Annotated in this window: 19 protein-coding genes and 1 pseudogene; 9 read left to right on the top strand and 11 right to left on the bottom strand. The window is 69.5% G+C overall.

Going from position 1 to position 20000, the window contains the following annotated elements:
- Positions 1-4: 4 nt before the first annotated feature.
- The 5 genes from ACIQWG_RS05950 to ACIQWG_RS05930 form a co-directional block, all read right to left on the bottom strand.
- The gene (locus tag ACIQWG_RS05950; protein ID WP_404090834.1) at positions 5-1498 is read right to left on the bottom strand and encodes an FAD-dependent oxidoreductase; all 1494 of its coding nucleotides are present in this window, start codon (positions 1496-1498) and stop codon (positions 5-7) included.
- 47 nt (positions 1499-1545) lie between these two features.
- Entirely contained in the window at positions 1546-2274 is a 729-nt protein-coding gene (locus ACIQWG_RS05945) for a class I SAM-dependent methyltransferase (RefSeq protein ID WP_404090706.1), read from the bottom strand.
- On the bottom strand, positions 2271-3455 hold the full coding sequence (locus ACIQWG_RS05940) for a lycopene cyclase family protein (protein WP_404090832.1): 1185 nt from the start codon (positions 3453-3455) through the stop codon (positions 2271-2273). Before ACIQWG_RS05940 ends, ACIQWG_RS05945 begins: the two co-directional genes overlap by 4 nt.
- A gap of 35 nt (positions 3456-3490) precedes the next feature.
- Positions 3491-4201, bottom strand: coding sequence for an SDR family NAD(P)-dependent oxidoreductase (locus ACIQWG_RS05935; RefSeq protein ID WP_404090704.1), 711 nt, complete (start codon positions 4199-4201; stop codon positions 3491-3493).
- A gap of 306 nt (positions 4202-4507) precedes the next feature.
- Positions 4508-5602 carry a MerR family transcriptional regulator gene (locus ACIQWG_RS05930; RefSeq protein WP_404090701.1) on the bottom strand — a complete coding sequence of 365 codons (1095 nt, stop codon included), beginning with the start codon at positions 5600-5602 and terminating at the stop codon, positions 4508-4510.
- 167 nt (positions 5603-5769) lie between these two features.
- Here ACIQWG_RS05930 and ACIQWG_RS05925 point away from each other — a divergent pair, with 167 nt between their 5' ends.
- The 4 genes from ACIQWG_RS05925 to ACIQWG_RS05910 all read left to right on the top strand — a co-directional run bounded on the left by ACIQWG_RS05925 (position 5770) and on the right by ACIQWG_RS05910 (position 8324).
- Entirely contained in the window at positions 5770-6393 is a 624-nt protein-coding gene (locus ACIQWG_RS05925; protein ID WP_404090699.1) for an RNA polymerase sigma factor, read from the top strand.
- A gap of 110 nt (positions 6394-6503) precedes the next feature.
- The gene (locus ACIQWG_RS05920) at positions 6504-7346 is read left to right on the top strand and encodes a DUF4397 domain-containing protein (RefSeq protein WP_404090696.1); all 843 of its coding nucleotides are present in this window, start codon (positions 6504-6506) and stop codon (positions 7344-7346) included.
- A gap of 217 nt (positions 7347-7563) precedes the next feature.
- On the top strand, positions 7564-7989 hold the full coding sequence (locus ACIQWG_RS05915) for a class F sortase (RefSeq protein ID WP_404090693.1): 426 nt from the start codon (positions 7564-7566) through the stop codon (positions 7987-7989).
- Between the two features lie 74 nt (positions 7990-8063).
- Positions 8064-8324, top strand: a complete 261-nt coding sequence (locus tag ACIQWG_RS05910) for a hypothetical protein (protein WP_404090691.1) — start codon at positions 8064-8066, stop codon at positions 8322-8324.
- Between the two features lie 444 nt (positions 8325-8768).
- On the opposite strand, the gene ACIQWG_RS05905 is transcribed toward ACIQWG_RS05910, so the two are convergent.
- Both ACIQWG_RS05905 and ACIQWG_RS05900 read right to left on the bottom strand, forming a co-directional pair.
- Positions 8769-9212 carry a nuclear transport factor 2 family protein gene (locus tag ACIQWG_RS05905; protein WP_404090688.1) on the bottom strand — a complete coding sequence of 148 codons (444 nt, stop codon included), beginning with the start codon at positions 9210-9212 and terminating at the stop codon, positions 8769-8771.
- Positions 9213-9516: 304 nt separating this feature from the next.
- Positions 9517-10458, bottom strand: a complete 942-nt coding sequence (locus tag ACIQWG_RS05900; RefSeq protein WP_404090686.1) for an XRE family transcriptional regulator — start codon at positions 10456-10458, stop codon at positions 9517-9519.
- 216 nt (positions 10459-10674) lie between these two features.
- Here ACIQWG_RS05900 and ACIQWG_RS05895 point away from each other — a divergent pair, with 216 nt between their 5' ends.
- The gene (locus tag ACIQWG_RS05895; RefSeq protein ID WP_404090683.1) at positions 10675-11103 is read left to right on the top strand and encodes a hypothetical protein; all 429 of its coding nucleotides are present in this window, start codon (positions 10675-10677) and stop codon (positions 11101-11103) included.
- Positions 11104-11367: 264 nt separating this feature from the next.
- On the opposite strand, the gene ACIQWG_RS05890 is transcribed toward ACIQWG_RS05895, so the two are convergent.
- Positions 11368-11727 (bottom strand): hypothetical protein, encoded by a 360-nt coding sequence (locus tag ACIQWG_RS05890; RefSeq protein ID WP_404090680.1) that lies wholly within the window; start codon positions 11725-11727, stop codon positions 11368-11370.
- Positions 11728-11783: 56 nt separating this feature from the next.
- Between ACIQWG_RS05890 and ACIQWG_RS05885 the strand changes: the two are divergent.
- Positions 11784-11989: pseudogene (locus tag ACIQWG_RS05885) on the top strand (IS5/IS1182 family transposase); the annotation flags it as partial.
- Between the two features lie 331 nt (positions 11990-12320).
- On the top strand, positions 12321-12833 hold the full coding sequence (locus ACIQWG_RS05880) for a hypothetical protein (protein WP_404090677.1): 513 nt from the start codon (positions 12321-12323) through the stop codon (positions 12831-12833).
- A 463-nt stretch (positions 12834-13296) separates the two neighbouring features.
- Here ACIQWG_RS05880 and ACIQWG_RS05875 read toward each other — a convergent pair whose 3' ends face one another.
- Positions 13297-15390, bottom strand: a complete 2094-nt coding sequence (locus ACIQWG_RS05875) for an NACHT domain-containing protein (protein ID WP_404090675.1) — start codon at positions 15388-15390, stop codon at positions 13297-13299.
- Positions 15391-15605: 215 nt separating this feature from the next.
- Between ACIQWG_RS05875 and ACIQWG_RS05870 the strand changes: the two genes are divergently transcribed.
- Positions 15606-16922: a ThuA domain-containing protein gene (locus ACIQWG_RS05870; RefSeq protein ID WP_404090673.1), complete on the top strand. Its 1317-nt coding sequence runs from the start codon at positions 15606-15608 to the stop codon at positions 16920-16922.
- A 201-nt stretch (positions 16923-17123) separates the two neighbouring features.
- Here ACIQWG_RS05870 and ACIQWG_RS05865 read toward each other — a convergent pair whose 3' ends face one another.
- Both ACIQWG_RS05865 and ACIQWG_RS05860 read right to left on the bottom strand, forming a co-directional pair.
- Positions 17124-18110, bottom strand: a complete 987-nt coding sequence (locus tag ACIQWG_RS05865; protein ID WP_404090670.1) for an NAD-dependent epimerase/dehydratase family protein — start codon at positions 18108-18110, stop codon at positions 17124-17126.
- Positions 18111-18295: 185 nt separating this feature from the next.
- Positions 18296-18964, bottom strand: coding sequence for a M36 family metallopeptidase (locus ACIQWG_RS05860; RefSeq protein WP_404090667.1), 669 nt, complete (start codon positions 18962-18964; stop codon positions 18296-18298).
- Positions 18965-18968: 4 nt separating this feature from the next.
- Between ACIQWG_RS05860 and ACIQWG_RS05855 the strand changes: the two genes are divergently transcribed.
- Complete coding sequence (locus tag ACIQWG_RS05855; protein WP_404090664.1) at positions 18969-19448, top strand: hypothetical protein; 480 nt, start codon at positions 18969-18971, stop codon at positions 19446-19448.
- Positions 19449-20000 lie beyond the last annotated feature (552 nt).

Raw genomic sequence — 20000 nt, 5'->3', positions numbered from 1 at the left:
GGGCTCAACGTGCTGCCAGCCCACCGAGTGCGCGCAGCACCGGGGAGCGCCCCGCCCGGGGCACGGTCCACAGCACCTGCCCCCGTACGCCCCGCCGCGCCAGCAGCGCGTTGGCCGCCAGGAAGCCGGTGGTGGCCGCTCGTTCCATCAGCGCGACGGGCAGGTCACAGCGGATCGCGTCGCCGGCCAGCGTCAGCCAGTCATGCGGCGTCCGCACCGTGGGGCGCTCCTGGTGGGAGCCGACGGGGAAGAACGGGCAGTCGGAGCGCCATTCGTGGCGGGCGTCGACGATGTGCGCCTCGCGGGTCTCCGGGTACACCTCGTGGAGTCGTTCCACCAGCCGGTCCTGTACCCGGCCCCGGTGCGCATCGGCGACGGCGTAGGCGTGCAACTCCACCACCGCTCCCCCGTTTCGGGCGGCCCAGCGGGCGGCCTCGCCCTCGTAGCGGTTCAGGACGCTGACGTTGTCCAGGCCGCCGTAGCCGCTGGTACCGAGGAATCCCGGTCGGTCCTGGCGTACGGGCCGGTCGAGCCAGAGCCGGGAGACGAGGAACGGCGGGGCGCTGCGCAGGGCGGCGATGCTGTCGCGCCAGGGGGCGGTGCCCAGGGCGGGGGACGCGGCCACGACTTGGCGCAGCCCCGCGGTGTCGAGGGCGAGGACCACCGCGTCGTGAGCGGTGGCAGCGGTGCCGGTCATCACCGTGGCTCCCCCGCCGTCGCGCGGCTGGACGGCGTCGACGGGGGTGCCGGTGCGGACGGTGGTCCCGAGGCGCAGGAGGTACTCGGCCAGCGGCTCCCAGAGCGCTTGTGGGAAGGGCTCGTTCGGCACGTCGAAGAGCAGTCCCTCGGCCGAGCCGAGGAAGTAGATGTGGAACATCAGCAGCAGTTCGGCGGCGGACAGTTCGCGCGGGTCGGCGAAGAAGCTGCGCGAGAACACCTCGAAGGCCAGGTGATGCGCGGCTCGCGGGAAGCGCACGCCCTCCAGGAACTGCGTGGCACCAACGTGGTCGAAGCGGTCGTACACCTCGGGCACGCGCACGTCGAGCAGCGGCAGAGCAGCCTTCGCGTCCATGGCGGCGAGGTCACGCCAGCCGAAGGTGGGGCTGAGCGCGACGAATCCGAGGGCGCTGAACGGAGGTGTTCGCGGGACGCGGGCGAAGCTGTCGGTCAGGCCGCCGCTGTGCCGCAGCGGGTAGTCGGGCAGCGGGGTGAGGCGCGCGAGGGCGGGATCGGTGCGCCTCAGCAGACCGCGCAGGTTGTAGTACTGACGGAAGAACGCGTGGAAGCCACGGCTCATGGTCACGACGGAACCGTCCGCGAGGCGGGTGCGGTGGCCGGCGAGACGGCCGCCGAGGGACTCCTCCCGTTCGTAGAGGGTGACGCGGGCACCCCGTTCGGCGAGCAGGGTGGCCGCGGCGAGACCGGCGATGCCTGCGCCGATCACGGCGACAGATGGCTCGTCCCCACGGTCGAACCGGTCCCGCCCGGGTACGGGCATCAGTCGCTCGGCCTTGCGGTCGCGGCCCCTGCGGGCGCCGGGGCGTGTCACGCCGGCTCCGTGTGCGCGGTACAGCTGTTGCGGGCGAGGAAGGTGTGCACGATGCCGGTCTGCCACCCGGCGACCCGAACGGCGCGCGCGTCCGTGAACCCGTTGCGGGACAGCCGGTCGGTGAAGGCGGGCGCGGTGTCGAAGGTGAGGACGCTGCGCCACAGGTGGCGGTACAGCGTGCCGTCCCCGGTGAGTGTGCCCGCCGGCAGGATCACGCCTCGGCACACGGCACTCCACACGGCGCGGTCGGCACGCGAGCCGCTGAGGCTGTACTCGTGGACGGCGAGGCGTCCGCCCGGTCGCAGCAAGGTCCTGAGGGTGTGCAGGACCTTGTCGGGATCGGTGACGTTGCGGAACAGGTAGGCCGCGAAAACCGCGTCGAAAGGCCCCTCGCCGGCCGTCTCCACGTCCTCCGCCGTCAGGTGGCGGAAGCGCACGTTCGCCGGCCACGGCTTGGCCAGCGCGCGTCGCAGCATCCCGGACGAGGCGTCGACGGCGGTGACGCGGGCCCGGGGCGCGGCACGCAGCAAGGCGCGGGTGGAGGCGCCGGTTCCGCAGCCGAGATCGAGTACGTGCAGACCGTCACCGTCGTCGGGCAGGCGAAGCCGGCGTGCGGAGCGCAGGAGTTCGGTGCGGTATCCGGGGTTGAGCGCCGTGAGCCGGTCGTAGGTGTGGGACGCGTGGTCGAAGGCGCGTGCCAGGTCGTCATCGCGCAGCGGTGTCATGAGGCGCTCTCCGCGGGTCGTGGGGTGGGACGGAAGCGGCGGGGCAGAAAGGGGAGTTCGACGGCGGTGCGCAGCATCGGTCCGACGGGGGTGCGCAGTCCGATGCCCCACTCCTCCCGCAGCGAGGTCGCCCCGTCCAGGAAACGCAGCAGCCGTTCCGCGGGGACGCGTCTGAACAGGTCCGTGAAGAAGGCGGGGCCGTCGATCCGTTCGGTGTCCAGGGCCCGCAGGAGTACCGCGTCCATGGCCAGCGCCCGTCGCCCGTGAGGCGGGGGCACGAGGGGACGCCCCGCGTCGAGGGCGGCGGCGATGGCCCGGCTCTGGCGCTGCGCGGCGGCGAAGGTGTAGCCGGTCGCGGGTCGGGTGGCACCGCCGGCCGTGCCGATCCGGAAGACGGCGGAGCCGATGCGGCGTGGGAAGCGGGCGTCGGTCATGGGGATGGCGCCTTGCTCCGCCGCTTCCACCGTGAACGCGTCCAGGCGCAGCACCTCTCGGCAGTAGGCGCCGAGCGCGCCCTCGTACGCCGCTGTGGTCAGTGGGGTGCGGGAGAACTCGGTGTACTCGACGAGTGCGCAGTTGGGGGTGAGGGGCAGGACATAGCCGAACGCAAGTCCGTGGCGAGGCTGCGGCACCCGGAAGTCCATCAGGTCGGCGACCGCCGGGTCGAACCGGTCCGCGGCCGTGCGCACGAACCAGCCGCGGAAGTGCTGCACCAGGCAGGTGCGCGCCGGCGGCAGGGCGGGCAGAGGGCGGGAGTCGAAGACGTGACGGGTACGCAGTGTCAGCGTCCGGCCGTCGGATGCCACACAGCTGACGTCCACGCCGTCGGCGGTCTCGTGTACGGCGCCGACGGTCGCCCGCAGGACCCGCGCGCCCGGATGTGCGGCCAGCCGAGCGTGCACGAGCTGTTCGAACCGCGTCGATCGCAGCATGCGGTAGCGCTGCGGAGCGGGATCGACGTTGAGCTCGCTGCCGTCGGTGCCGTGGACCCGCAGGCGCGACCAGGTGGCGCTGATCGCCTCCTCGTAGGCACTCGGTCCTTCCTCCCAGAAGCACCAGGTGCGTTCAGGAGGCCGTGAAGGTCCGTCCGGTGGCTCCACGACGGTGACGGAGCGGGAGGTGGTCGCGGTCAGCTCATGGGCGAGACAGAGGCCGGCTGCCCCGCCGCCCACGATGACCACATCCGGCCTTAGGTCGGGACGGGTGGCGTGCCCGCTCACCTGTCCCGCCGCTCGACGACGGGCGCTCCACCGGGAGCCGTGCGTACGAGTTCGGCGTCCGTCTCCATCGCGTCGACGACCGCCTCCACGAGCTGGCCGGGGTCGCCGCCCGGGGGCATGGGCGGGGCCGCCCCCGCCACGGGCCGGTCGGCGAAGCCGGTGTCCAGATGGCCGGGCCGCACGTCCAGCACCTGGACGCCGGTCCCCCGCGCCTCACGGCGTGCGGCGGCGAGCCATGCGCTCAGTGCCGCCTTCGACGCGCTGTAGTCGGCCATTCGTGGCTGTGGGCGCTCGGCGACCACTCCGGTGAAGGCAGCGATCACCGAGTGGGGCGGCAGGACCGGGAGGGCGGCACGGAAGAAGGCGGCGGGGGCGAGGAAGTTGACCGCCATCAGATGCTCGGCCACCGCGTCGCCCAACTCCTCGGAGGTACCGAAGCCCACGGCACCGAACGCGGTCATGACGGCGTCCAGGCCGCCCATCTCGGCGGCGACAGCGTGCACGGCACATGCGCAGGACGACGGGTCATAGGCGTCGAACAGCGTCGTCGGAGCCCCGGGGTAGGCGCCTGCGACCTGGGCCAGCCGTGTCGCGTCGCGCCCGGCAAGTGCGGGGTGGGCTCCCCGGGCGGCCAGTTCCGCCGTGAGGGCACCGCCGAGGACACCGGTGGCTCCGGCCACCAGCACACGTGCGCCGTTGATGTTCACGTCTCGCTCCGGACCTTGAGTGACGTCACGGAAGGTCGGTCCCGGACAGGGGCCCGGGCTTCATCCGTGTCGTGTCTTCCGTTCCCCGATCGCTGCCGGATGCACGCGGACCGCACCCGGCCGGCGCGGCGTGAACCGAGCGCAGTGCCTGCCCGCGCTGAGGCGGCTGTACGACAGGGGCCGGGGCGGCTGTACGACTGCGGCCGGGGCGGCGTACGCAGGGGCCGGGGCGCCTGTACGACAGCGGCCGAGTCGGCACCATCGCGGGCAACGCGCCCCCACACCGGCCGCCCGCCGGAGTGCACCTCACCCCGGCACAAGTGACTCCACCGCGGTGACGGCCTCCGCCAGCCCTGTCGGGCGCGGCACCAGGCCGGGCACGGTACGACCGGCCCAGCCGGGCCCGAGAGGCAGTACCGCAGGCCTCCTGCGGGCACCACGTATCCCCCACTCCATGGCGGCCACGTATTGAGCCAGTGGCCAGCTGGCCGTCGTACGCGACTGCGCCCAGAGGCACACTGCGGCCGGTCCGATCCTGCGCACCGCGGCCACCAGTGACTCGGCGGGTACGGCTCCGCCGAACATGCGCACCGGAACGCCACGCTCGGCGAGTGCCGCCGCGAGCACCTCCAACGGCAGCGTGTGAGTCTCCCCCGGCACGCAGGCCAGCAGTGTGACGGCGCCCGGCCGGTCGGCCACGTCGGGCGGTGCACTGCGCCTGAGGGCGCCGGAGACATGCCACGACAGGAAGTGTTCGACCTCGACGTATCGCTCGCCCGAGCTCTCCCATTTGCGGCCGACCGCCTGCAACGTCGGCATGATCACCTCGGTCCAGGCGGTGACGAGGCCGTGTTCCGCGATCGTGCCCGCCAGCAGCTGCTCCAGAGCGTTGGCGTCGAGGCGCAGTGCCGCACGGGCGACTCCCTTGCACTCCTGGCGCACGTCGCCCAGGCGAAGGCCGCTGCCGGCTTTGCCGCGCCCGCGGGCGGCCGCCGGTCGTGACGGCGGGGCGGGGCGCCGCCGGGCCTGGTCGCCCTTCGGGGGCTCTTCGTCGTGCGGTGGCCTTTCGTGGTGCGGCGGCTTTTCGTGCCGCGGCCTTTCGTGGATCGGCTTCTCGTGGAGCGGCGACCCTTCGTCACGCGGCGCCCCTTCGTCAAGCGCCAGCCGGGCTGCTTCGGCGGGCGGAAGCCCGGTCGCCGTCAACGCGCACATGCGCTCCAGCCGCGCCACGTCCGCGGGGCTCCAGCGGCGGTGCCTGCCGCCCATGCGGGCGTCGGGACCGAGGCCGTAACGGCGGTCCCACGAGCGGATCGTGGTGGGCGCCACCCCGAGCCGCCGGGCCACCTCGCCGGTCGTCAGTCCGGCCGCGCGCCCCGGCTCCACGTCGTCGCCACTGCTCACATCGGCAGTTTACGACGCACAAACGACGCATGTTGATTGCGTCGTTTCTGCCTCCAAGACTGGCAAGCACGCCCGCCGGGCAGCACGGCACGCGCGGCGACCGGTACGGCTCGCTGAACGGCTTGACCCATCCCCGGCACACGACGAACGGCAGGAGGAACCGGGCCATGAGCACGAAGACGCGATCAGCCACCTCCCTCGCGTCCTCCATCGGCGCGCCACCGCCGGAAGAGACCCTCTACGAGGACGAACTCGCCCGTGGCCTGCTCGGCGCCGACGAAGACGCGTTCGCCGCGATCTACCGGCGCTGGGGCTCCCTCGTCCACACCATGGCCGCCCGCTCGCTGGGCGACTCTCATGAGGCCGAGGACGTCACCCAGCAGGTCTTCATCGGCGCGTGGCGCGGGAGGGCCGGATTCCATGCGGAGCGCGGCGCCCTGGGCGCCTGGCTCGTCGGCATCACCCGCCGCAAGATCGTCGACGCCCTGGCGGCCAGGACGAGGCGCATGACCCTGATCGACGCATCAGCCCGCAAGACCGGAACGCCGTTGCCCGACGGAAGGTCCTCGGACGACGTCGTGGACCGAGTCCTGCTGGTGGACGAACTGTCACGACTCCCCCAGACCCAACGACAGGTGCTGTGTCTGGCCTTCTACGACGATCTGACCCACGCCCAGATCGCCGAGCGGACCGGCATGCCCCTGGGCACCGTGAAGAGCCACGCCCGCCGCGGCCTGCACCGTCTGCACCAGGCGCTGGAACAAGGCCGCACGGACGGACCGCCCGCATAGCGAAAACGGGGCGCCGAAACGACCCGGTCCGCATCTGTCTCGGCGCCGGCGCAGAAACCAAGGATGAGTCCTCGCACTCGGCGGACCCACTCCCCGAAGGGATGATTCCCATGACTTCCCGGCTCCCCCTCGCGATCGCCGCCACGGCCGGCACCTGCGCGCTGGCGCTCGGTGTCACCGCACCCGCCCTGGCGACCGACGCTTCCGACAACCAGGACAAGGGCATGGTGTCGGTCTTCCACGGCGTTCCCGGGTTGACGGTCGACGTCTACGCCAACGGCGACGAACTCCTCAGCGACTTCAAGCCCGGCACCGTCACCGCCCCCCAGTCCCTGGACGCCGGCACCTATGACATCCAGGTCTTCGAAGCCGGCAAGGGCCCGGACGGCACACCGGCCATCGCCAAGAAGATCGAGGTTCCCGCAGGGGCGAACGCCACCGTCGCCGCCCACCTCGCGGCCGACGGCCGGCCGGAGCTGACGGCTTTCGTCAACGACGTGTCGAACGTCCCCGCAGGCGAAGCGCGGCTGACCGTACGTCACGTCGCCGCGGCGCCGGCCGTGGACGTGCGGGCCGGCGGGCAACCGGTGTTCAAGGGACTGGAGAATCCCAAGGAGGCCACCACCGAGGTCGAAGCCGGCACTCTGTCCGCCGATGTCGTGCTCGCCGGCACGGACACCGTCGCCATCGGTCCGGCCGACCTGAACCTCAAGGAGGGCACCAGCAACGTCGTCTACGCCTGGGGCAGCGCCGACGACAAGAACCTGGCGCTGAAGACGCAGACCCTCACCGGCATGGAATCGGCCCCCAACGCCGTCCACGCCGGCGGTAACGGTGCCGCCCTCGCCGTCAACTCCTCCGACCAGTGGCTGGCCTGGGCCGCCGTCGGCGCGGTGTCACTGACGGTGGCGGGCGTACTGACGGCCCGGCAACTCGCCGGCCGACGTGGCTGACGCCGCTCGACGGCTGACCGGCCTCGCGGTGGCAGCTGCCGCGCTGACAGCAGTAGTCGCGCTTCAGCCGTCACCGACCGGTCCGGCCTCACGTCCTGCCGACTTCGGACCGGCCGCGTCCCCACCTGCCCAGGTGGCCGCATCGACGCGGTCTGCGGACCCGCCGGAGCAACGGCCCGAACGCCCCAGTCCCGACCCGCCGCCGGACCGTGTTCAGGTGCCCGGCGTCGGGATCGACGCGGCGATCCGTCCGGTCGGCGTCGACGCACGAGGCGCCCTCTCCATACCCGGCGATCCCACCGTGACCGGGTGGTATCGCTTCGGCCCCGCCCCGGGAAGCGCCCACGGATCGGCTGTGCTCGTCGGGCACGTGGACAGCGACACCGGCGCCCTCGGCGAGTTCGCGGCCCTCTCCGACGTACGGCCCGACGACCGGGTCGATGTGCGCCGAGTCGGCGCCGAGTCCGCCACATACCGTGTCGTCTCACGTTCGACGGTGCCCAAGGACGAACTCCCGTCCTCCGTGTTCCGCCGGGCCGGCCCCCCGGTCCTCACCTTGATCACCTGCGCGCCACCGTTCAGGCCCGAACTGGGCGGCTACCAGTCCAATCTCATCGTCACCGCCAAGCCTTCACCGCCCTGAGAAGGCACCCAGCGCCCCGCCGCTGCCGCGGCCGCGATCGGTGACAAGTCACAGCAAGGGAATCGGAGCGAACGGTGGCCCACCTCGAGCCCGCGCGTCTGGTGGAGTTGGCACTGGAGAGCACCACGCTCAGCGAGGACACCGACGCCCTGCGGCACCTCTCCACCTGTCGCCCCTGCCGGGAGCAACTGGAGCGGATGACACGGGTGGTGGCCCTCGCTCGCAGCGTCGACCCTGCCGATCTGCCCATCGCGCCTGCGGGTCCGGTATGGCAACGGATCACTCAAGAGCTGTCGCAGACCAACGAGCCCAGGCGCCAACCGCCGAGCGGGTGAGATGGGCCCGGCGGGACAGGGATCTCCCGGGGCTCACGCCGACGTCGGATGGACCTGCAACGTGACCTGTGGATCCTGGTGCGTGAGATGCGGGTACAGCCGCCGCGTCCCGTTGGTGAACCGCAGGCCGGCCACGCTCGACGCCGAGCTCGAACAGCCCGGCCAACCACAAGATCAAGGAACAGGTGTAGCTAGGTCGAGTAGAGCCGCTTTCTGCTGGTCGTCGGTACACCCCTGTGTCAGGGCGGCGACTTCCTGGCGGGCGACTTGAGCTTCCTGTTCGTTGAACAGCGTGTCGCCGTACGGATCCACCCAGCCGAGCTTGCCCGCGCCATGCCGGTCAAGGGAACTCAGCACCCTCGCCAACGCCTCACCATGCTCGTAAGAGCCCCGCAGCCATCAATGAGTGGGTGCGACCATCATCCTCGCGATCGGCCTGGCGCTTCACCGATCCTCAGTCTCGAATGCCTGGGCGACGGCGAGGCTGTCCTCGTAGACGTGGTGCCGGGTGACACAGCCGTCTTCAACAGTGAGGTGCAGGGCGAACCGCGCGCGATACGCGCGTCTGGTGGGCCGGGCGGTCTGGCGGATCTCTCCGAGCACGACCGCGTCGTTTCCGTCAATGAGGATGCGCTCGACCTCAGTCGCCACATGTTCCGGCAGATGGTGCTCGGCAAGCTCGCGGTAGTGTGCGGCCGCATCGGCCCGGGTCGACCGGTAACGGATCCACGGCGTGGCAGCACGACCATGCTCGGCCTCCGGCCAGTCCAGCTTCCAGTCGCCCTGCTCGGCGTACAGCTCGGCAATTCGCTCAGGTTCGCCCTCACCGATCCTGCGCAGCAGCTCTTCAACGACGGTGCGCGTGTTCATAGATGCGGCTATGGACATGGCCGCCCCCTCCGTCCTGGCCCGCGCCCTGTCGACGCGGAGAGATGGCCAATCCTGCCCACGCAAGCAAGTTGAGACCATTACCTCTGAAGTAATGCAAAACCATCACCAAGATCGACTTTCGATACACGCCCCAGGTCCGTCTTCATCAGATCCGCCAGAGCAGGAACAATCCTCCTCGACCCAGGACTGTGCGGGGCACGCGGTTCGGTTCCGTCCGCGGGAGAGCAGAGACCCGAGCGGATATCTGCCGGCCGCCCCCACGCCAACGGATCAGTATCCCGCCGAGTCGGCGAACCGGCCGTCAGCTCGTCCGAATGAGGAACCGCTGATCAGCACCACCGGAGCAGCGTTCCTCGATCGCCTCGGCGCCCACAGTGGTGTCGTTGCCTACGATGCCGATGCACCCGCCGCTGGTGGCCGGACGCAGGCGGAAGGTCCCGGCCGTGGCCTCCCAGCGAAAGAGGGTGCCCTGTGCGCAATCCTGACGGGGTTCGAGCATGCCCTTGATCTGATTGGCGCCCATGACCGTCAGACATCCCTTTCCCATCTGGGGATGGTGCCACTGGATGCGGTAGAGGCCCTCCCCCATCGGTTCGAGGTACGTGCGCGGCACCGGCGCCTGCGCACAGGGGAGTTGGACGGCCACGGCGCTGTCGTAGGCGCCGTCGCGGTCGCGTCCGTCGGTCAGGCAGAGATCGACGGTGCGGGCGGGGTGGATGGTCACCCAGCCGTCGACAGGAGCACCCTGTGTTCCGCGCTCGGCGGTGTCGCCAGGGAGCAGCACCCAGGCGGCCAGGGCCAGCATCGCGATCGCGAGCGTGAGCGCGCCGGCGAGGGTGGAGCCCTTGGTTCGGCGGAGCCGCACGAGCGCGGCGCCTTCAGGCTGCCGTGGAGCGTAGGTTTCAGCGTCGCGTGCCGGGACGGAAGCTTCCACGGTGTGAGCGGCGGCGAGCCTGTCTCTGGTGGCCAGCCAGGCGTCGAGCCGCGCGCCGTCCCCGCAGGCACGGACGAACGCGGCCAGGACCTCGGGCCGCGGCATGCTCGTCCGCCGCAATATGTCGGCGAGCGTGCTGCGTGCCAGGACGTCACCTCTGCGGGCGGCTCGCTCCTCCAGTTCTCGATACGTCAGCCCCGAACGCGCCTTGAGCCGCTTCATCGCCGCGATGAAGCCGGCGGCGTCACGGACGTCGTGCAGCGGCACGTCCTCGTCCTCGTCCAGTGATAACTCCCCGACGTTGCCCATGAGCGTCAGCTTGGTGCGTCCCCGCCGAAGGTGGCTACGGCATATTCCGTCATGTCCAGCTGTCCGGGACGAGGTTGCAGCAAGGCTCCCACCAGCCCGGACAGCTCGCGCCTGTCCGGGACACACGGTCTCCCTGGGCCGCCGCCCCAGCACCCGCAAGCCTGTCTCCGTCCAAGCGCTCGCACCACCGAGCACGACTGAAACGAGGGAGCAGCAGTGGAGAAGACCGGTTTGGCGTCACGGATCGGAAAAGCGGGTCTCGGCGTGACCCTCGCGGCCCTGGCCACCGTCGCCTTTTCTGGCACGGCGCAGGCGGCCAGTGTCTACGGCGAGAGCACCAATGGCTGCGCGGACGCCGGGGGCAACTACAGCTACAGCTGGACCGGCAGTGCCCAGGGGCGTGACACCTACAACGCCTACTTCAGCATCACAGTCCGGGACCAGTGCCCGGGCGACGGCTGGGCAGGCGGCCTCTACCTGAGCTACTGGAAGTACCAGAACGGCCAGTGGAGTTGGGTCTCCCAGCAGCGGGTCAAGGTCAACGGTACGTACAGCACGCCGCTGTCCAACGTGGACGGTGTGCAGATCAACGTGTGCAACTACTACCCGGAGAGGGCCCCTTCCGGCTGTAGCCGCGTGCGGTAATCACGGCGCCATCGGGGTGTGCGAGGCGCACACCCCGATGGCGACGGGCTCTGGCGGTGCCGGAGGACACCTCCGGCCCGTTCGCCGCCGCGCGTGGCCGCTCGCCCCCCAATGGCTGCACCAGCCGAAGTGGCACCCGCACCCAGCAGGACAGCTCCGGCTTGCGTCAAACGCGATGTGAGCGACACCGAGCAATTTCAGCGTGACCACCTATCAGGTGGCAGCTCCGGCGCCTCTGGCGTCAAGCACTTGCCGGAGAGGCAGTCAGTTGAAAGCGTCGGTCATGCAGTCCACCCGGCAGTCGGCAGCCTCGTAGCGCTGGCGGAGGGCGGCAGCTGCTTCTTCGCGCTCCACAGAGAGGTACCCGTAGTGCTGGCGCGCCACCCTGGTGACGTCTCCGACCGTGACGATGGCTGGTTCGCCGTGTGCGGCCCGTCGACGCGCTCCGGCGATGGCCATGTCCGCAGAGCGCAGCAGGTTTCTGGAGCGATCCCGGATCACGGCTGCCTGGGCGCGTTTCGCCGAGAGGGGACGCAGGACACGTCCCCTCCAGACGTAGCCGGCGGCGACAAGGATGAGACCGAGCGCTACGAACAGGAGTCCGCCAGGGGCGTGAGGTCGCATCTATCCAGTCTTCACTACTCGCGTGGGGATCGTCATGCCCGCGTCGGCGGCCAAAGCTGCTCGCAGACCGGGCTCCCGGCCTGCTGCGCGCTTTCCGCGAGACGGACCCGGACCACGTCCAGCTCGACGGCACCCTCGCCGAGTGCGACCGGGGCGACGGCAGCCGGGCCGACTACCCCCACAAGCACCGCCGACACGGGTGAACGTACAGGTGGTGACCCACCCCGCCGGGCGACCGCTGTGGATCTCGCCGACCTCACCCCGACCCAGCGAACCATCAGCCGAGCGCGGCTTCTTTCCGCCACCCCACGTAGGACGCGGTCCAATAAAGCTGTCTTCGTCATGCCGTCCCGGCGCTACAGACCGCTCACGGCGCCCCTCCTCGGATGCGTTGATCCGGGAGGGACGCATGGACTACGCCACGAGGAAAAGGAGGCAGACGCTCCGTATTTGCGCAGCTCAAGGCCAGCTCAATTCGCTGTTACAGGAGGGGCAGTTGGGATACGGTCGCACACGTATTCCAATCGGGAACATGACAAGGGGGATCTATGTTCACGCGTTCCGTCATACGTACCACGCTTGCCGCCGTAGCCTTGACCCTGACCACCGTCACCGCTACGAGCGCCAACGCCGCCGCTGACACCGGTACCAAGGAACCGAAGATCGTCGAACTCCGAGGCAACAAGGGCCTCAAGATGGTCGAAGGCGCTGACGGCAAGGCCCTTCTGGAAAGCCAAGCCACGGTGACTGCGGCTGCCGCCAACGTTTGCGGCACCGGCTACACCATCTCCGCCGGCGCCGCGCGCTACGGGAACAACGCCAGCCTCTACCTGTGGTGGAACGGCAAGTACAGCGGCTCCAACAAGCTGTACGACAAGTACATCTGCGGTGTTCTGTTCAACGACACCGGCTACACCCGCAACATGGGCATCAAGCTCTGGTCCAACTACACGGCTGACGCCGTCAAGGAGGACTTCGGGTACTACAAGACCTACGCGGGACCCGTGTACCAGAAGCGCGGCGGCTGCGGTAAGGCGTACTCCTACATGCTGGACGGCTCCGGGGTTGTCGTCGACAACTACTTCACGATGTCCGGATGTAACTGACCTTCACTCATGGCGGGCTGCGTCGTATCGCTTACGGCGCAGCCGTCGCCGCCACCATCGGTGCGGCTGGATACACCGCCAGTCAGGCCGTTCTGGACAGGGCCACGGAATACGAGTGAAGCTGCGCCTGAAACCACGCCTGATCCGACGCCGGTGATCAGTTAGCTCAGCAAGGCGCAGATCGTCACTTGGGCAATGTCGAAGCGTGGGTCGCGCCCGGCGAGTTCGGCATCCATGTGGCCTGCAACGTCAGCAATGACGCGGGAAGTGCTCTCCGGTACAAGACGCAGATCGGTGTCAGCTCCGAAGGCGCCTCGTACAGGTACGCCGATTCCGCAACCGCGTCGACGGTGAGACGCGGAATCAAGCGCCGCAGCGCTTACCAGAGCCCGCGGCCACGGTCGCCTCCGTGAAGTGAGGTGGGAGCTATTCGTGCCTGCTTCACAGGGCTTTCGGGCCTGCTTCACCGGGTCTCTGCCGGGGTGGGGTGGTCAGTGACCCATTGCTGAAGCTCTCGGTGGCGGAATTGATAGGCCTGGCCGGACATGCGCAGTATGCCGGCCCCGGTGGCCCAGTCCAGGAACGCGCGTAGCCGCAGAGGTGTCTTCAGGTAGATGCGAGAGCAGAGCACAAAGGCCAGGTAGCGTCGGCCAGGTCGGGTTCCGCTCACGGCCAGGCCCAAGGTCCCCCAGACGCCGATGATCAGTGCGGCCGCGGTCCCCGCCTCTGGGCCGTCAGACAGCCCGAGGGCCATGCCGGAGGCGGTGCCGAGAAGCAGGCCGACGGCCACGGACCACAAGAAGTCGTCACGGAGCACGTCCCCGGGCCGCGCCGCGGGAGAGGGCGGTCCGTCGACCGCTGCGTACAGTCCCATCGCGAGGCCGCAGAAGACGCCGTAGCCCAGGGTGGGAGCTATCTGTCCGCCGAGCCCGCCGACGGTCCCTCCCAGGGCTCCGCCCGCGAAGCCGCCGAGGTACTTGCCGATCACTGCGTTGATCGCGGTGACGACACTGCTCAGCGCGATCCCGAGGACGATGAAGCGGACGGTGCTCCGGCCCCTGAACTGATGCCAGTTGGGCCGGCGAGGTGGTCGTACGTCAGGTGATGCCGCGCTGAGTGCCACTTCCAGGGTCGCTGCCGCGGCAAGCCCGAGCAGCGAGGGAGGAACGCTGAGCATCATGGCAGGCACCACACAGGCCACGAGGAAGAACCCGGTGGTGAGGACAGCGTCGATGGAGCGTACGCGGCGCGCACCCGCGAGGGGCCAGAGGCGGTGAAGGATCAGGTCGGTTCCAGGCGCGCCGCTCGTTCCCGCCGCGCTGCTGCCCGGCACCGGGCGGTCGTCTTGTGCGGCAAGGTGAGTGGCGAGGTGGTGGAGCCAGCAGTGGATCTCTTCGGCACGGTACCCCCGGGAGGGGCATCGCTCGGTGGCGGCAGCGATGTAGCGAGCGAGGAGGTGCTCGTCGAGGCTGTCCGGGGAGGTGTGGGTGAGCAGTTCCGTCGGATCGCCGTCCTCGGCATAGACCGTAGCGGCGAGGCAGAGTCTCCATGGGGTGCTGAGAGTCCGGCTGAGGACTCCGTGCGGGTGGCTACGGAGGTGGTCGAAGAGTGGCTGCCACCGGCTGGGGTCAGCGGTGCGGGCAGCGAGGTAACTCTGGGCATCGTGGGCGCCGACGGGTTCGATGGCGATATGGGCGGCCTTGACCAATCGTGTGGTCTGGCCGAGGACGTCGTAGTGGCCGGTTCGGCAAGTGAGGACGAGCGGTGCGGCGTTGCGGCCGTCCTGATAGCGGTTGAGGGCTTTGAGCGCTGCTCTCGCGCGGGAGGCCTCGGGGTCGGGACTGCCGTCGGCGAGCGTGGGGTCCATCTCGTCCAGGCCGTCGATCACCGGCAGAACCAGGCGCTGGCGCACCAGTTGGACCGCCATGGCTCTGGGCCACTGGTAGGCGCGGACCAGGTGCGCGATGAGGTGGTCCGCCAACGAGACGGTGGTGTCCCATTCGCCGGCTGACAGACGCACGGGTACGGGGTCGTCGGGCTCGCGCTCCTCGATCAGCGCCAGCATCAGCTCCATGGCCAGCGTGGTCTTGCCGGCGCCCGCCTTTCCGGTGACGACCAGCCGGCGCGGCCTGGTGCTGCGGTAGTACGTGGCGATGTCCAGCAGCGAGGCGGTGACATCGCCGGACAGCAGGTGGCCCCTGTCGGCCGGCGTGTGCGCGGGACGCGGGCCGCCGACTAGTGAGTACTCGAGGTTGATGCGTTCTGTGTCATCGCCCAACTGCCTGCGCAGTTGGGGAGCTTCTGCCGCCAGGACCTGGGCGGCCAGCGTCGTGGCTGCCGCCCTTGCCTGGTCGGCCAGGTCGGCGACGACCGGCGTCCTCAAGCTCAGCACCACGCTGAGCACGCCCAGAGGAACACCGATCACCGCGGCCACATCCGCCGGCCCCAACGCGCCACGGGCAAGGTGGAGCCCGCTCCATACCAAGCTCGCCAACACGACCACGGCACCTGCCGCCACCACCGCGCGGCGTCGGCCACGCCCCCCGAAACCGGCCATTGGTCCAGTGTGAGGGGCGTGACGTCACGACAGAAGCACCCCGTCGATTGGCCTATACCAAAGGGTTGACACGGGATTTCCCTCACTCCTTAAATCATGTAGTGAAATAAACCCGGGCGGCCGTCGGCGGCCGCCCGGGCGCAAACCGACTTGTCATGCGCACGCCCCGCTCTCCACTCCCCCACACATGCCGCGTCGTCGGCGCAGGAGTACACATGCCTCGAACACCGCTGGGCGCGTCACCCGTGAGACGGCTCGTGACCCGCCTGCTGGCCGGACTCGCGCTGGTCCTGGGGCTTACGGCGGCCCCGACCCCCCTCGTGCACGACGCCTCCGCCGCTCCGCAGGCGCCCACCTTCAAGGTCATCGCCTTCTACAGCGGGACCTGGGACGCGGCACACATCGACTTCGTCAAGGAAGCCAATGAGTGGTTTCCGCGCACCGCCGCTCAGAACAACTTCACCTACACCGCCACGACCAACTGGGATCTGCTGGCGAACGGCGGCGTGAACGACTACCAGGTCGTCCTCTTCCTCGACGACGCCCCGCACTCCGCGGCCCAGCGAGCCGGCTTCGAGCGGTACATGCGGGCCGGGGGCGGCTGGATGGGCTTCCATGTCTCGGCGTTCACGACCGACGCCGGTTCCTGGCCCTGGTACTACAACACCTTCCTCGGCAGCGGAAACTTCCGCTCCAACACCTGGGGCCCGACAACCTCCGTACTGCGCACCGAAGACCGGAGCCATCCGTCCACCGCCGGGCTGCCCCAGACGTTCACCTCGTCGGTCAGCGAGTGGTACAGCTGGTCCAACGACCTGCGCACCAACCCGAATGTCAAGATCCTCGCCTCGGTCGATCCCTCGAGCTTCCCTCTGGGCACCGACCCCAACCAGTCCTGGTACAGCGGCTACTACCCCATCCTGTGGACCAACACCCAGTACCGGATGCTGTACGCGAACTTCGGCCACAACGCCATGGACTACGCCTCCAACACCCGGCTGTCGTCCACGTTCGCCAGCCCGACCCAGAACCGTTTCCTGATCGACGGGCTCAAGTGGCTCGCCGGTGCGAGCGACAGCCCCACACCCACCGACCCGATCTCCGAGACGGCCTGGTACTCGCTGGTCAACACCGCGAACGGCGCCTGCGTCGACGCCAGGGCGGCCGCCACGGCCAACGGCACCCCGATCCAGCAGTACACCTGCAACGGGACCATGGCCCAGCAGTTCCAGTTCCGTCCCACCGACAGCGGCCACAGCCGCATCGCGATCCGTGGCAACCCGCAGCAGGTCATTGATGTCACCGGCGTCTCGACCGCCGACGACGCGCCCACGCAGCTTTGGTCCTACGGGGGTGGCGCCAACCAACAATGGCTTCCCGTGCGGGAGGCGTCCGGTGCCTACCACTTCGTCGCACGGCACAGTGGCAAGTGTCTGAGCAGTACGGGTAGTTCGGCGAACGGCGTGCAACTCGTGCAGCGTCCCTGTGACAACTCGGCTGCGCAGAGCTTCCGCTTGTCCGTGCAGCCCTGACTCGGCCCGTCCGGACGAGACACGGGGGCGGCGTCACCGACCGTGTGCGGCTGCGGACGTTCGACCGTGGTTGCACGCGCAAGGGGCCGGGACTGGGATCTCGTCTCGCGTGGCCTGCGGCCACCGCGCGAACCTCAGGAGTCCACACGACCCCTGAAGGTCACGCGGTGGCCCCCCTTGTTCTCGGCAGGTCCAGCGCCGTCAGCCGAGGGCGTCGAGCAACTCGCACTCACGCCGAGCGCTGAGACCTGCGCGCCTCTCCCGGTCCAGCCCCTGCTCGCGTTCCCAACGCAGCGTGTCGGCCAGCATCTCCGCCCGGGGCCGATGCCGCAGCCCCACGGCACGCGCCATGGACCCGTCCCGGGCCGACCACCCTTCCCAGCCCGGCTCCACCAGCCACATGGCCAGCGATTCGGGCCCCATGTACTGGGCCACGCCGTTGGCGAGCAGCCACGCCGATTCGGCGGTCACCACGGGACCCGTGTGCCCGCCAATGGAACGGCACATCTCGATCCACTCTCCGAACGGAACTACCGGACCGACCGCGTCGTACGTGCCGGTGGTTCCCGTCTCCGCGGCGTCGAGCAGCCAGGTGGTGAGGTCCCTCGCATCGACGACCTGGGTCGGCATGGCCGGTGTGTCGGGGACCAGCAGGGGCCCTTGCGGATCGCGTGCGGCGCGGGCGACCCAGTAGCCGGAGCGCCCACTGTGATCGCCCGGGCCGCCGATGAGCCCGGCTCGTGCGATGAGGAGGCGGTCGCCCACAGCGTCCCTCGACGCCTGCTCGCAGGCGACCTTCGCCTCGCCGTACAAGTCGCGATCGACCTCGCTACGGTCGGTCGGGGCGAGCAGGGCTGCGGACTCGTCCGCCCCCACCGTGGCGTGGGACGCGTAGGCGTTGGCGGACGAGACGTACACCCAGTGCCCGGCCTTGCCGGCCAGCGCGTCGAGCGCCCCGCGAACGAAGCCCGGCTGCCATGACACCTCGACGACGGCATCCCAAACACGGTCGAGCAGGGGCTCGTAGGCCGTGGGATCGCGCCGGTCTGCGGCGACCAGTGTCGCGCCGTCCGCCACGTCCCCGCTCTCCCCACGCGCGAGGCAGGTCACCCGATGGCCCCGCTCGATCGCCTGCCGCGACAGTTCCCGACCCACCCATGCCGTTCCGCCCAGAACCAGAATCTCCACACCGACACACAAGCACCGAGATCACCACGCGGCCAGACGGATTCGCTGACAGCAGATGATCAGCCGCCTCATCCATCCAGGTGCGTTCCTGACCCACCGGGCCCCCGCCGCGTCAGGCTCGTCGAACCGAGGCCGAGGAGACAGCTCCAGCTCGACCTCCCGCTTGCATGGACACCTGATCCGACTCAGTCCTCATGCCCGGCCGGAGGCAGTTGGGAGCCGGCCCGGCAGCCGATGAAGGAGGCGTTGGGGCAGAAGGCGTCGAAACCCATGCCGTAGCGGGCGAAGGATCCCCAGGCCGCGTTGCGGACTTCTGGGTACTCGGCCTCGGTGAGGTCCCCGCCTTTGAGATCCTTGAGGGCACGCAGGATCGCGCCGCGGGCCGTGAGCAGCGATGGGTTCTTCGGGGTGAGTTTGAGCCCGTCGACGACGGCCTGCCAGGAGACCTGGTAGCCGCGTTCCTTGCTGCCCAGTACCGCGCTGATCCGGCGGGTCATCTCCATGAGGGCGGAACACCAGATCTCACCGACGTTGTGGATTCGGGTGTAGTTGAGTCCGCCCGTGACCTGCCCGATGTCCCCGAAGTCACCGGGGTAACGGTCGTCATACGGCCGCTGGCGGATTCCGCCAGGATCGTCCACGACCCAGTCGCCCACGACGGTGTGCTCCCGCTCCTCCGAGAAGTTGGGGATGGTGAGCGCGAAGAAGTCCGACCAGCCCTCTCCCATCGCCAGGGACTGGTCAATGTCGGCCCCGGCAAGACGGTCGGACGGCTCGCCGAGACTCAGGGCGGCGGGATCTCGACGGGTCTCAGAGTGATCCTCAGCGAAGACGCCCAGAGGAGACGGAAGCATTCCCTTGAAGATCAACTTCACGCCCGACAGCAGCAGCGACATCGGATCTGGCTTCGAGAAGGCCTGGCAGGCCGGCCGAGTAGACCTGGCGACTATCAGCGCGACCGATCTGCGTTACGCCTTCTTCGAGTACCCGGTTGACTTCGTCGTGGACGGTCACGCGTTCCTTTCGCGTGGGCAGATGCCATTGATCGACATCATGTTCACTCTGGGGCACTCGCTGGAACGCCTGCGGTTTGCTGGAGCGGCAGAGGTCGACTTCACGGAGAGCACCTACGTCATCCGGATACGACACGTGGGCGATCAGGTGCAGTTCACCTCTTCGCGCGGCGTTCCGACGCCGCATCCCAGCTGCTCGTTCGACTCATACGTGTCCGGGGTACGGTCGTTCATCACCGACGGGGTGGAGTACGTCGAGCTTCACCATCCGGCACTGGCCCGGAACCCGGCGATGAAAGCGCTGAGGGAACTGGCGAACATCTGACCACAAGGCAGTCCCGGCAGCATTGCTCGACCGCGTAGGAGACCGCAGCATCGGCGCCTCCCGGCGTGCTGCGTGCACCGGGCCACTCGTCGCCGTGCGGCCCAGGTCGACCCGGTGGTTTCCTCGCCCGCAGAGCCCGATGGCGGCTGATCTACCTGGGAACCCCGCGCCGCGGGGCCTCAGTTCGTGGTCGGGATGCACTCGCATCCTCGGGCCATGCCCGTCCCTTATGACGTGCGTGAGGCCACTGGTCGCCCACCGAGACGCCGAGCACGGCTTCGGAATGGGCACTCAACCGGGTCGTCGAGGGCCAGTTCGCCCATCTGCACTGGCTAAGCCGCCTGCGGATCCGCGGGGAGATCCGCGACGAAATCCACGAACCGTTCGCGCCCTCGGAAGTGCGCTGATCTGCCGGCGGCGCCTCAACACGCCCTGCTTCATCGTAAGGATCGTGCGGTAGTAGACCGCCACCCAGCAGCGCCAGCCGGGCAACGGCAGCCGTCTGAACCGGTCGACGCGCAGCCCAGCCCACCCCAGTGAGCGCCTCCACCA

Origin of the sequence: Streptomyces sp. NPDC098781 (genome assembly GCF_044759995.1) — a bacterium.
GTDB lineage: Bacteria > Actinomycetota > Actinomycetes > Streptomycetales > Streptomycetaceae > Streptomyces.
This window is presented reverse-complemented; position numbering and strand designations above follow the sequence as displayed.